Raw genomic sequence first — 12172 nt, 5'->3', positions numbered from 1 at the left:
ATTTTTATTACCGTTACTGCTTTTTCACTGCTTTTTTACCGCTTGTTTACTACTTGCCACTTCTCGCTGCGCCGCGATCCTCACTACCTCAAGGGCCGGGCCGGGGCCGGCTTCGGCCGTCATATTGATAGCATCAGCCTGGGGCGCTGCGGGTGAAACGCGGGACTCGATCACAGGCGCAAAGATCCGCCCTCAACCAGCGCTTCGTTGTGCCCACCATGTGAGCACTTCCTCAATGGCCTGATCGGCCGTCATATTGGAAGTATCGAGCAGGTGAGCCCCTTCTGCCGGCACCAAAGGCGCTACGGCGCGATGCATATCGCGATCGTCGCGCGCTTTCAGATCTGACAGGAGGTCTTCCATGTTAGCAGAAATTCCCTTGTCAATCAATTGCTTATAACGCCGTTGCGCGCGCGCCTCAGTGCTTGCAGTGAGGAAAATTTTGAGGGGCGCGTGGGGAAAAATCACCGTGCCCATGTCGCGGCCATCGGCCACCAGCCCGGGTGCCTTGCGAAAGCCCAGCTGCAGGGCGAACAGAGCCTGGCGCACGGCCGGCAAGGCAGCAATTTTCGATGCAAGATTACCCACCTGCTCGGCGCGGATGGCGCCACTGACATCTTCGTTGGCCAGCAGGATGGCGGCGCCGGCAAAGTGCACCGGCAAATGTTCGGCCAGCTTGGCCAGCGCATGCTCATCACCCAGATCGGTGCCGCGGCGCAGCGCCGACAATGCCGTCAGGCGGTACAGGGCGCCCGAATCGAGATAATGGAAACCGAGGCGGTCGGCCACCTTGTGGGCAACCGTGCCCTTGCCGGAGGCGGTGGGACCATCGATGGCGATGACGGGGATGGCGGCGGCTGGGTGGGCAGTAGGGTGCATGACAGGGTCGTTAAAAAAGGGGGCAACAACTAAAACAGCTCGTTCTTGGCGATGGCGGCGAACGCTTCAAAATAATCAGGGAAAGTCTTGGCCACGCAGTGCGGATCGTTGATGCGAATGGCATTGCCACGGCGCGCCTTGCCATCGAGCGAGGCCAGCGAAAAACACATGGCCATGCGGTGATCGTCATAGGTATCGATGGTGGCCGCAGCGATGGTGGCCGGCGGCGTCACCCGCAGGAAGTCGGCGCCCTCCTCCACCGTCGCCCCCAGCTTGCGCAATTCGGTCGCCATCGCGCTCAAGCGGTCGGTTTCCTTCACGCGCCAGCTGCCGATATTGCGCAAGGTGGTGGTGCCCTCGGCATACAGGGCGGCCACCGCGATGGTCATGGCGGCATCCGGAATATGGTTGAAATCCATATCGATCGCCTGCAGCGGATGCGCGGCCGAGGCCTCGATCCAGTCGTCGCCGCGGGTGATGGTGGCGCCCATTTTTTCCAGGGCGTCGGCAAAGCGCACATCACCCTGGATGCTGGCGGCGCCGACACCCACCACCCGCACGGGACCGCCGCCAATGGCGCCGGCAGCCAGAAAATACGAGGCCGAGGAGGCGTCGCCTTCAACGTGGATGGTGCCGGGGCTGGTGTACTTTTGTCCCGGCTGTACGGTGAACGACTGCCAGCCATCCTGTTCGACGGTGACGCCGAAGCGGCGCATCAGGTTCAGGGTGATCTCGATATACGGCTTTGAGATGAGCTCACCTTCAACGGCGATGGTCACCGCATGCTCGCGCGCCATCAGCGGCGCGGCCATCAGCAGCGCGGTGAGGAACTGGCTCGATACATTGCCGCGCACCGACATGGCCGCCGCGTGGATGTGGCCGCGGCGGATGCGCAGCGGTGGAAAGCCGGCTTCGCCCGTGTAGTCGATCTGCGCGCCAACGGCGTTCAGGGCGTCGACCAGGTCGCCGATGGGACGCTCGTGCATGCGCGAGACGCCGTGCAGGGTGTAGTCGCCACCGATCACCGCCAGCGCCGCCGTCAGCGGGCGGATGGCGGTGCCGGCATTGCCCATGAACAGATCGGCGGCTTGATTGGGCAGTGCGCCGCCGCCGCCGTGCACAAGATGGGTATGCGCATCGTGCTGCTGCCAGGCGATGCCCAGCGAATGCAGCGCGCCCAACATCACCATGGTGTCGTCGGAGGCCAGCAGGCCGACGATGGTGGTGCTGCCTGCGGCCAGGGCCGCCAGCAGCAGGGTGCGATTGGAAATCGATTTCGAGCCCGGCAGGGTGACCGTGCCAGCGGCGTGAATGGCCGGGCGCAGGTCGATGTGGGCGGGGTAGTGTTTAGTTTGGCTCATGCTGTTGATCCTTGGGTGTGGGGGCGCTACCGGCTGCGGCAGGCTCGCCCGCTTCGATGGCGCCGCTCCAGGCGCGCCGCGCGCGCGCGGCATTGGCGTACACCGCTTCGATGGCGGCGCCGTCCTCGCTGGCGAGATAGCCGCGCAGGGTGGTCAACTGCGCCAGGTAGGCGTCCAGCTCAGCGAGCAGGCAGTCGCGGTTGGCCAGCGAAATATCGCGCCACATCTCTGCCGACGATGCGGCGATGCGGGTGAAGTCGCGAAAGCCGCTGGCGGCATATTGAAACAGCAGCTCGGCGTGCGGTTTATTGGCGATGTCATGGACCAGCGCGAACGCCAGCAGGTGCGGCAAATGGCTGACGGCGGCGAACACCTGATCATGCTGCTGCGGACTGAGGGTGTGAATGATGGCGCCGCAGGCCTGCCAGGCGGCAGCGACCCGTTCGACGTCACCAAAGCGGTTTTCCGGCAGCGGCGTGAGCACCGTTTTTTTGCCGGCGTACAGGTCGACGATGGCAGCCTCCGGGCCGTTCGACTCGCGCCCGGCAATCGGGTGGCCCGGCACGAACTGGCCGATGCGCGCGCCCAGCGCTGCGCGCGCGGCCTGCACCACATCGCCCTTGGTGCTGCCGGCGTCGGTGATGACGGTGCCCGCTTCCAGGTACGGCAGCAGCGCCGCCAGGATCGGACCCGTTTGCGCCACCGGCGCGGCGATCAGCACCAGCGCCGCGCCGCGCATGGCGTCTTGCGCCGAGGTGGTGATGCTGTCGACCAGGCCGAGCGCCAGCGCGCGTTCGAGCACCTGCCGCGAGCGCCCCATGCCGACCACTTCGCGGGAGGCGCCAGCGCGCTTGACAGCCAGCGCGAACGAGCCGCCGATCAAGCCGACGCCGATGACGACGACCTTGTCGAGCATTAGCGCAGCACCTTGTTCATCACACTGTTGAGCGCCGCGATGAAGACCGCGTTTTCGGCGGGCAGGCCGATCGACACACGCAGCCAGTTGGGCAAGCCGTAATTGCCGACCGGTCGCACGATCACGCCCAGCTTGAGCAGCGCCAGATTGACGCGCGCGCCCGCTTCGGGATCGTCGCCCACCCGCACCAGCACGAAATTGCCGAACGAGGGCACGTATTCGAGACCGAGGGCGTCGAACGCTTCGACAAACTGGCGGTAACCGGCGCTGTTGTTGGCTGCGCCCTGCGCGAGGAACGCACTGTCGTTGAGGGCGGCGACGGCAGCGGCCTGCGCCAGCGAATTGACATTGAACGGCTGGCGGATACGGTTCATCAAGTCCGTCAAGCCCGGCTGGGCGATGGCAAAACCCACCCTCAAGCCGGCCAGTCCGTAGGCTTTTGAAAACGTCCGCGAGACCAGCAGATTGGGGTAGCTGCGCACCCACTCGGCCGACTCGAACTGGTGTTCGGCGGCCAGGTATTCGTTGTAGGCTTCGTCGAGCACGACGATGACCTGCGCCGGCACCTGGTCGAGAAAGGCTTGCATGCGCGCGGCAGGAATAAAGGTGCCGGTCGGGTTGTTGGGGTTGGCGATAAAAATCAGCCGGGTATCGGGCGCGATGGCGGCCAGCATGGCATCGAGGTCATGGCCATAGTCGGTGGCCGGGACCACGATGGCGCGCGCGCCGACGCCCTGGGTGGCCAGGGCGTAGACGGCAAATGAATACTGCGAATAGATCACCGACTGGCCGGCAGCGACGAAGGCGTGGGCGGCGATTTCGAGGATGTCGTTGCTGCCATTGCCGAGGGTGATCCAGTCGGCGGGTACGGCGTAGCGCGTCGACAGTGCCGCTTTCAGGGCAAAGCCGTTGGCGTCGGGGTAGCGCCCCAGTTCGGCGACGGCGGCGGCCATCGCCTGGCGGCTCGACTCCGGCACGCCGAACGGGTTTTCATTCGACGCCAGTTTGACGATGGCCGCTTCATCGAGGCCAAATTCGCGCGCTACTTCGGCGATTGGTTTGCCGGCCTGGTAGGGGGCAATGGCACGCACATAGTCGGGGCCAAAAGAGGAAACTTCGGATTTGCTCATGAAAGGACTCTCCAAAAAACTACAGGCTGACCGGGTAGGAACCCAGCACCTTGAAAAATGCGGCGTTGTCCTTCAATTCCTCCAGCGCCTTGGCGACCGCAGGATCGAACAGATGGCCTTCGATGTCGACATAAAAATAGTAATCCCAGGTGCCGATGCGCGCCGGCCGCGATTCAAAGCGCGTCATCGACACGCTGTTGGTGGCCAGCGGCGCCAGCATGTCGTAGACGGCGCCGGCCTTGTTCGGCACCGCCATCACGATCGAGGTCTTGTCCAGGCCAGACGGATTGGTTTGCAGCTGGCCGATGATGGCAAAGCGGGTGCGGTTGTGCGGGTCGTCCTGGATGTGCGCCTGCACCACGCCGAGCTGGTACTGTTCGGCCGCCATGTCGCTGGCAATGGCGGCGATGCCGGCGTCGCCAGCGGCCATCAGCGCCGCCTCGGCGTTCGACGCCACCGCGCGCCGCTCGAGCTGCGGGTAATGCTGATTGAGCCAGCCCTGGCACTGCGCCAGCGCCTGCGAATGGGCGCACACCACGGTGACGCCCTCCATCGCCCCGGTCTTGCTCATCAGGCTGTGGTGGACGGCAATTGCCACCTCCCCGCTGATCAGGGCGGTGGTGGCGAGCATCAGGTCGAGGGTGCGGTTGATCGCCCCTTCCGACGAATTTTCCACCGGGACGACGCCAAAGTCGGCGGTACCCGCTTCGGTGGCGCGGAACACTTCATCGATCGACACGCACGGCAAGCCATCGACGGCGCCGCCGAACTGTTGATAGACGGCCTGCTCGGAAAAGGTACCGGCCGGGCCCAGGTAGGCCACCACCACGCGCTTTTCCAGCGAGCGGCAGGCCGACATGATTTCGCGGTAAATCGTTTGCAGGTCGGCGTTTTTGAGGGGGCCGGGATTGCGCTCGGCGACCCCGCGCAGGATTTGCGCTTCGCGCTCCGGGCGAAATACGGGCGCCCTGGTTTCGGCCTTGACGTGGCCAACCTGCTGCGCCAGGCGCGCGCGCTGGTTGAATAAATCGAGCAGTTGCGCGTCGATCGCATCGATCTGTACGCGCAATGGTGTGAGTTTGTCTGTCATGGTCCGCTTACATTGGTTCGAGTGGACACCGGCTCGCTATCGATGCGAGCGGCCGGCGAAGTCGTTCAAATAATCGACCAGGGCTTGTACGCCCTCGATCGGCATCGCGTTATAGATCGATGCGCGCATACCGCCGACGGACTTGTGGCCCTTCAGTTGCAGCAGCCCGCGCGCGGTGGCGCCAGCCAAAAATTCGGTGTTGCGCGCTTCGTCGCGCAGGAAAAATGGCACGTTCATGCGCGAGCGGTTCGCTGGCACCACCCGGTTGACGTAAAAGTCGTCAGCGTCGAGGGCGGCGTACAGCAGGCGCGCTTTTTCAATATTGAGCGCTTCGATGGCGGCCACGCCACCGAGTTTTTTCAGGTGGGCGAAGACCAGGCCAGCGATATAAATGGCGTAGGTGGGCGGCGTGTTGTACATCGAGTCATTGTCGGCGACGATCTTCCAGTCGAAGGCCGACGGGCAGATTGGCAGCGCGTGGCCCAGCAAATCGTCGCGCACGATGACCACGGTCAGACCAGCGGGACCGATGTTTTTCTGCGCGCCGCCAAAAATCACGCCATATTTCGACACGTCGATCACCCGCGAGAGGATGTGCGACGACATATCGGCAACCAGCGGCGTATCGCCCTGAATGGTCGGCACGAAATCGAATTCGACGCCGTCGATGGTCTCGTTGGTGCACACGTGCAGATAGGCGGCGCCGGGTGTCAAGCGCCACGACTGCTGCGGCGGCACGCCGGCAAACCCGCTCTGTTCGGCGCTGGCAGCGACATTGACGGTGGCGTAGCGCGCCGCTTCCCTGACCGATTTGCCGGACCAGGAACCGGTGTGAACGAAGTCGATGGTTGCCGGCCCAGCGGCGCGGCCCAGCAGATTCATCGGCACGATGGCGTTTTCCGCCAGCCCGCCGCCCTGCATGAACAGGATGCGGTAATTGTCGGGCACCGTCAGCAGCTCGCGCAGGTCGGCCACCGCCTGCTGGTAGATGGCGATGAATTCGGGGCCGCGGTGGCTCATTTCCATGACGGACATGCCGCTGCCCTGCCAGTCGAGCATCTCGGCGGCGGCTTGCGCCAGCACGGCATGCGGCAGCACTGCGGGACCAGCAGAAAAATTGTAGATGTGGGTCACAGCGATTCCCCCGTCAAAGCGATACCGGCGCGATGAACAGCACCTGGGCCGCACTCCAGTATAAATAAAAAAGGGGAAAGCTGCGCTCTCCCCTCGGTTGCCTTACTCGGCGTCGGGCGCGTCGTCCGGCGGCAAGTCGCTGGCCGGCTGGTCCGGCGGCGGCGGATTACCCACCGTCGGCGAGCGCATCTCCGGCTCTTGCGCCTGCAGTGCACCCGGCAACAGCACCACCTCTTCCAGGTCAGTCTCGACGATCCGCTGCAAGCCTGACAGCTTGGTGCCATCTTCGACCGCGATCAGGGTGACGCCCTGGGTGGCGCGGCCCATTTCGCGGATCTCCGATACGCGGGTGCGAATCAGTACGCCGCCGGTGGTGATCAGCATGATCTCGTCTTTCGGCTCGACCAGCGTGGCCGCCACCACGCGGCCATTACGCTCGCTGGTCTGGATGGCGATCATGCCCTTGGTACCGCGGCCGTGGCGGGTGTACTCGGTGATCGGGGTGCGCTTGCCGTAGCCGTTTTCGGTCGCCGTCAGCACCGACTGCTGCTCGTTTTCAGCCACCAGCAGGGCGATCACGTTTTGCCCCTCTTCGAGATTCATGCCGCGCACGCCGCGCGCCGTGCGGCCCATCGGACGCACATCGGTTTCTTCGAAGCGCACTGCCTTGCCCGAATCGGAGAACAGCATGACGTCATGCTCGCCATCGGTGAGTGCGGCGCCAATCAGGAAGTCGCCTTCATCGAGGTCGACAGCGATGATGCCGGCTTTTCTTGGATTACTAAAATCCTTCAGCGGCGTCTTCTTGACCGTGCCCAGCGAGGTCGCCATGAACACATAATGGTCTTCGGGGAAGCTGCGGTTGACGCCCGACAGCGGCAGGATCACGGTGATCTTTTCGTTGTCCTGCAGCGGGAACATGTTGACGATCGGTTTGCCGCGCGAATTGCGCGAACCCTGCGGCACTTCCCATACCTTCAGCCAGTACATCCGGCCACGGTCGGAGAAACACAGGATGAAATCGTGGGTATTGGCGATGAACAGCTGATCGATCCAGTCTTCTTCCTTGGTCGCCATGGCCTGCTTGCCGCGCCCGCCGCGCTTTTGCGCGCGGTATTCGGAAATCGGCTGCGACTTCATGTAGCCCGTGTGCGACAGGGTGACCACCATGTCTTGCGGGGTGATCAAGTCTTCGGTCTCAAGGTCGGTGGCGTTCATCTCGATGGTCGAGCGGCGCACGTCCTTGTTGCCGGTGCCGTACTCGTTGACGATGACGGTCAGTTCGTCGGTGATGATGGTGGTTACGCGCGATGGCTTCGACAGGATGTCGAGCAGATCGGCGATGTGCTCCATGATTTCCTTGTACTCGGCGACGATCTTGTCCTGCTCGAGACCGGTCAGGCGCTGCAGACGCATCTGCAGAATTTCCTGCGCCTGCTCGTCCGACAGGCGGTACATGCCATCGGCCTGGATGCCGTAGTGCTTGGGCAGGTGCTCGGGACGGAACGCTTCGATGCCGCCAACGGTGCCACCCGCAGCGGTACGGGTGAGCATTTCACGCACCAGCGACGAATCCCACGAGCGCGCCATCAGCTCGGTCTTGGCCACCGGCGGCGTCGGTGCCGCGCGGATGATGGCAATAAAATCTTCGATATTGGCCAGCGCCACGGCCAGGCCTTCGAGCATGTGGCCGCGTTCGCGCGCCTTGCGCAACTCGAACACGGTGCGCCGAGTGACCACTTCGCGGCGGTGCGCCAGGAAGCATTCGAGCATCTGCTTGAGGTTCAGCAGCTTCGGCTGGCCGTTGACCAGCGCCACCATGTTCATGCCGAAAGTGTCTTGCAGCTGGGTCTGTTTATACAGGTTGTTCAGCACCACTTCGGGCACCTCGCCACGCTTGAGCTCGATGACCACGCGCATGCCGGACTTGTCCGACTCGTCGCGAATGTCGCTGATGCCCTCGAGCTTTTTGTCGCGGACGTTTTCGGCGATGCGCTCGAGCAGCGATTTTTTATTCACCTGGTAGGGCAGTTCGTCGACGATGATGGCGATACGGCCACCATCCTTGCCGTATTCTTCGAAGTGGGTCTTGGCGCGCATGACGACGCGGCCACGGCCGGTGCGATAGCCATCGCGCACGCCGGAGACGCCGTAGATGATGCCGGCGGTCGGAAAGTCCGGCGCCGGGATGATCTCGATGAGTTCATCGATCGTGCAATCGGGGTTGCGCAGCACGTGCAGGGCACCGTTGATGGTCTCGGTGATGTTATGCGGCGGGATATTGGTGGCCATGCCGACCGCGATGCCGGACGAACCGTTGATCAGCAGGTTCGGGATGCGGGTCGGCAAGACGGTCGGCTCTTTTTCCTTGCCATCGTAGTTCGGCTGGAAGTCGACCGTGTCCTTGTCGATATCGGCCAGCACCTCGCTGGCAATCTTGTCGAGGCGGCACTCGGTGTAACGCATCGCGGCGGCAGAGTCGCCATCGATCGAACCGAAGTTGCCCTGGCCATCGACCAGGGTGTAGCGCAGCGAAAAATCCTGGGCCATCCGCACCAGCGTGTCGTAGATCGAGGCGTCGCCGTGGGGGTGGTACTTACCCATGGTTTCCCCGACCACGCGGGCGCACTTGACGTACGGCCGGGTGTGGATGTTGTTCATCTCGTGCATGGCGAAGAGCACGCGGCGGTGCACCGGCTTGAGGCCATCACGCACATCCGGCAGGGCGCGGCCAACGATCACGCTCATGGCGTAATCGAGGTAGCTCTTGCGCATCTCTTCTTCGAGGGAAATCGGAATTGTTTCTTTTGCGAATTGATCCATTGCGGGGGGCTGGTCTCAGGCTATAGGTGGTTATGCTTCAAGCGATACTGTTAAAGCGCTGCTACGGAACGAGCGAACGCCGATATTACCATGTCACGAATAGCCATAGAACAATTCCGCAGCTGGGCAAGATGGACAAATCCGCACCAGCGATGGACTTGTCAAGCACCTTCACGGTGCATTTCAACCATGTTGCATGGAAACAACGTGCACTGAAAAAGGGCTAGTGAAAGAACTACGGCGCCATCGTGCTGCTTGTCAGGGTGTGGCAAAATGGCCGGGAATTCAATTGCCTGTTTCGCAAGCAGACTGCGAATAGCGCAAATGTTGATGTTACTATTCTGTCCATGCACGCCAGTTGCGCAGTGTTTGCTGCGGATATTACCCCCCGAAAGGAAGAAGAAATATGAATAAATTAGCCACCTTCGTTCTCGCCGCATCCGCAGCGATGGCCGGCAGCGCGTTCGCCCAGAGCAGCGCGCCTACCGCCCCACCGTACGCGCCCCTGACGGTTGACCTGAAGGCCAACTCCCCTTACAGCGCTTACGTGCAAGATGCACGCGGTATCATCACCCGCAACCCGTTCGGCCTGTGCTGGCGCACTGGTTACTGGACCCCGGCCGATGCCGTGCCAGGTTGCGACCTGCCACTGTGCGTCGAGCCAGAGAAACTGGAAAACGGCAAATGTGTGGCACCGCCGGCACCAGTCGCGGTGGAAGCGCCTGCGCCAGCACCGGCACCAGCGCCCGTCGTCGCCCCAGTGATCGTGTCGGAAAAAGTGAGCTACTCGGCGGATGCCTTCTTTGATTTCGACAAGGCCGTCCTCAAGCCAGCCGGCAAAGCCAGCCTCGACGATCTGGGCTCGAAACTGCAAGGCATGAACCTGGAAGTCATCATCGCCGTCGGTCACACCGACTCGGTCGGTACCGACGACTACAACCAGAAACTGTCGGTGCGTCGTGCTGAAGCTGTCAAGGCGTACCTGCAAGACAAAGGCGTCGAAGCGAACCGTATCTACACCGAAGGCAAAGGCGAAAAAGCACCAGTGGCTGACAACAAGTCCGCTGATGGCCGCGCCAAGAACCGTCGCGTCGAGATCGAAGTCGTCGGCACCCGCAACAAGTAATTGCTGAGCAGCGCGGCGCCACTGGCGCTGCCGCTATCAGAAAACCCCGCTGCGGCGGGGTTTTTTTACGTCTGACCCGGGCAAAATGGCAGTCATTCGCCCGCTCCCGCAAATACCCGTTATTATTCCCCCATGAACGCAAACGCCGACCCCCACGAAATCCAGAAATTCAGTGACCTTGCCCACCGCTGGTGGGACCCGACCTCCGAATTTCGCCCCCTGCACGACATCAATCCGCTGCGCCTCGAATGGATTAACGCGCGCGTGCCGCTGCATGGCCGCAAGGCCATCGACATCGGCTGCGGCGGCGGCATCCTGGCCGAATCGATGGCCCGCAAGGGTGCTGACGTCACCGGTATCGATCTGTCCGAAAAAGCCCTCAAAGTGGCCGACCTGCACAGCCTCGAAGCGGGCATGAACATGCGCTACGAACTGATCTCGGCCGAAGACATGGCAGCGCGCGAAGCGGGCCAGTACGACGTCGTCACCTGCATGGAAATGCTCGAGCACGTGCCCGACCCGGCTGCCATCGTGCGCGCCGCCGCGGCCCTGTGCAAGCCGGGCGGGCGGGTGTTTTTCTCCACCCTCAACCGCAACCCCAAGTCCTATCTGTTTGCCGTCATTGGCGCCGAATACGTGCTGCGGCTGCTGCCCAAGGGCACCCACGATTACGCCAAATTCGTCACCCCGGCCGAGCTGTCGCAGTTTGTCCGTCAGGCGGGCCTGCAGGTCGACGCCGTGAAGGGCATGACCTACAACCCGTTTACCAAGGTGTATTCGCTGGGCAGCAATACCAGCGTCAATTACATGATCGCCTGCACCAAGCCGCTATAAAGGCCGCGCTGGCCGCGTTGGCCACGCTGGCGGTGCTGCCGCGCGCTGGCCGGCGCAGCGCGCCGGCGTTGATGCCGGCATCCTCCGCTGTGCTGTTTAACCTGCAATCGCCGCTCTTTTCGACCACCACATCCATGAACCGACCTCTCCCGATGGCTGCGCCGCGCGCCATCCTGTTCGACCTCGACGGCACTCTGGCCGACACTGCACCGGACCTGGCGGCGGCGGTCAACTTCCTGCGCACTGAGCGGGGCCTGGCGCCGACCCCGTATGCTGTGCTGCGGCCCACGGCGTCGGCCGGTGCGCGTGGCATGATCGGCGCCGCCTTTGGCCTGCAACCGGCCGACGATGGCTTCGAAGAGTTGCGGGTCCAGTGGTTCGAGCGGTATCAAACGGCGATGGCGGTAGAGAGCACGCTGTTCGACGGCGTCGTTGAACTGCTCGACGGCATCCACGCGGCCGGCATGGCGTGGGGGGTGGTGACCAACAAGCCATCGCGCTTCACCGATCCGCTGATGCCGCAAATTGGCCTGGCGCATGCCGGCTGCATTGTCTCTGGCGACACCACCGGCTTTGCCAAGCCCCACCCTGCCCCGCTGCTCGAAGGCGCGCGCCGTCTCGATGTGGCCCCGGAACACTGCTGGTATGTGGGCGACGACGTCCGCGACATCGAAGCGGGCCGTGCCGCCGGCATGGTCACAGTGGCTTGCGCCTGGGGCTATTGCGGCGAGCTCGACCCGGTGCATTGGGGCGCCGACTTCCTGCTGGAGTCGCCATTGAAATTATTGAGCACCTTGCAGGAGCTGACTGCTTCGCCTGCCTGAGTGTGTTGTTGCGGTGGCGTGTGGCGCACATGGGCGGACGCTTTGCGCTACAATG

10 protein-coding genes are annotated in these 12172 nt (G+C 63.1%); 3 read left to right on the top strand and 7 right to left on the bottom strand.

Annotated features, from left to right (window positions below):
- Window positions 1-192: 192 nt before the first annotated feature.
- From cmk to gyrA, 7 genes are all read right to left on the bottom strand, one after another.
- On the bottom strand, window positions 193-879 hold the full coding sequence (cmk, locus tag ACP7BZ_RS05550; RefSeq protein WP_426110884.1) for a (d)CMP kinase: 687 nt from the start codon (window positions 877-879) through the stop codon (window positions 193-195).
- A 29-nt stretch (window positions 880-908) separates the two neighbouring features.
- Window positions 909-2240, bottom strand: coding sequence for a 3-phosphoshikimate 1-carboxyvinyltransferase (gene aroA / locus ACP7BZ_RS05545; RefSeq protein ID WP_426110882.1), 1332 nt, complete (start codon window positions 2238-2240; stop codon window positions 909-911).
- Complete coding sequence (locus ACP7BZ_RS05540) at window positions 2227-3156, bottom strand: prephenate dehydrogenase (RefSeq protein WP_426110880.1); 930 nt, start codon at window positions 3154-3156, stop codon at window positions 2227-2229. The genes aroA and ACP7BZ_RS05540 overlap by 14 nt, the downstream gene beginning before the upstream one ends.
- Window positions 3156-4286, bottom strand: coding sequence for a histidinol-phosphate transaminase (gene hisC, locus ACP7BZ_RS05535; RefSeq protein WP_426110878.1), 1131 nt, complete (start codon window positions 4284-4286; stop codon window positions 3156-3158). Before hisC ends, ACP7BZ_RS05540 begins: the two co-directional genes overlap by 1 nt.
- 19 nt (window positions 4287-4305) lie before the next feature.
- The gene (pheA, locus tag ACP7BZ_RS05530) at window positions 4306-5376 is read right to left on the bottom strand and encodes a prephenate dehydratase (RefSeq protein WP_426110876.1); all 1071 of its coding nucleotides are present in this window, start codon (window positions 5374-5376) and stop codon (window positions 4306-4308) included.
- A gap of 36 nt (window positions 5377-5412) precedes the next feature.
- Complete coding sequence (serC, locus tag ACP7BZ_RS05525) at window positions 5413-6510, bottom strand: 3-phosphoserine/phosphohydroxythreonine transaminase (protein ID WP_426110874.1); 1098 nt, start codon at window positions 6508-6510, stop codon at window positions 5413-5415.
- A 102-nt stretch (window positions 6511-6612) separates the two neighbouring features.
- Entirely contained in the window at window positions 6613-9333 is a 2721-nt protein-coding gene (gyrA, locus tag ACP7BZ_RS05520; protein ID WP_426110869.1) for a DNA gyrase subunit A, read from the bottom strand.
- A 406-nt stretch (window positions 9334-9739) separates the two neighbouring features.
- Here gyrA and ompA point away from each other — a divergent pair, with 406 nt between their 5' ends.
- The 3 genes from ompA (at window position 9740) to ACP7BZ_RS05505 (ending at window position 12117) form a co-directional block, all read left to right on the top strand.
- On the top strand, window positions 9740-10459 hold the full coding sequence (gene ompA / locus ACP7BZ_RS05515; protein ID WP_426110867.1) for an outer membrane protein OmpA: 720 nt from the start codon (window positions 9740-9742) through the stop codon (window positions 10457-10459).
- A 132-nt stretch (window positions 10460-10591) separates the two neighbouring features.
- A complete protein-coding gene (gene ubiG / locus ACP7BZ_RS05510) occupies window positions 10592-11293 on the top strand; it encodes a bifunctional 2-polyprenyl-6-hydroxyphenol methylase/3-demethylubiquinol 3-O-methyltransferase UbiG (RefSeq protein ID WP_426110865.1) in 702 nt (233 codons plus the stop codon).
- 134 nt (window positions 11294-11427) lie between these two features.
- A complete protein-coding gene (locus ACP7BZ_RS05505) occupies window positions 11428-12117 on the top strand; it encodes an HAD family hydrolase (protein WP_426110863.1) in 690 nt (229 codons plus the stop codon).
- Window positions 12118-12172: the final 55 nt, after the last annotated feature.

Source organism: Massilia sp. PWRC2, assembly GCF_049896725.1.
GTDB lineage: Bacteria > Pseudomonadota > Gammaproteobacteria > Burkholderiales > Burkholderiaceae_D > JAFCUW01.
Note: the sequence above shows the minus strand (reverse complement) of the source record. Positions and strands in the feature narration are given on the sequence as shown.

Bases quoted from the DNA above. Each gene is read 5' to 3' on its own strand.
- cmk (WP_426110884.1), bottom strand. From the start codon at position 879: ATGCACCCTACTGCCCACCCAGCCGCCGCCATCCCCGTCATCGCCATC.
- aroA (WP_426110882.1), bottom strand. From the start codon at position 2,240: ATGAGCCAAACTAAACACTACCCCGCCCACATCGACCTGCGCCCGGCC.
- ACP7BZ_RS05540 (WP_426110880.1), bottom strand. From the start codon at position 3,156: ATGCTCGACAAGGTCGTCGTCATCGGCGTCGGCTTGATCGGCGGCTCG.
- hisC (WP_426110878.1), bottom strand. From the start codon at position 4,286: ATGAGCAAATCCGAAGTTTCCTCTTTTGGCCCCGACTATGTGCGTGCC.
- pheA (WP_426110876.1), bottom strand. From the start codon at position 5,376: ATGACAGACAAACTCACACCATTGCGCGTACAGATCGATGCGATCGAC.
- gyrA (WP_426110869.1), bottom strand. From the start codon at position 9,333: ATGGATCAATTCGCAAAAGAAACAATTCCGATTTCCCTCGAAGAAGAG.
- ompA (WP_426110867.1), top strand. From the start codon at position 9,740: ATGAATAAATTAGCCACCTTCGTTCTCGCCGCATCCGCAGCGATGGCC.
- ubiG (WP_426110865.1), top strand. From the start codon at position 10,592: ATGAACGCAAACGCCGACCCCCACGAAATCCAGAAATTCAGTGACCTT.
- ACP7BZ_RS05505 (WP_426110863.1), top strand. From the start codon at position 11,428: ATGAACCGACCTCTCCCGATGGCTGCGCCGCGCGCCATCCTGTTCGAC.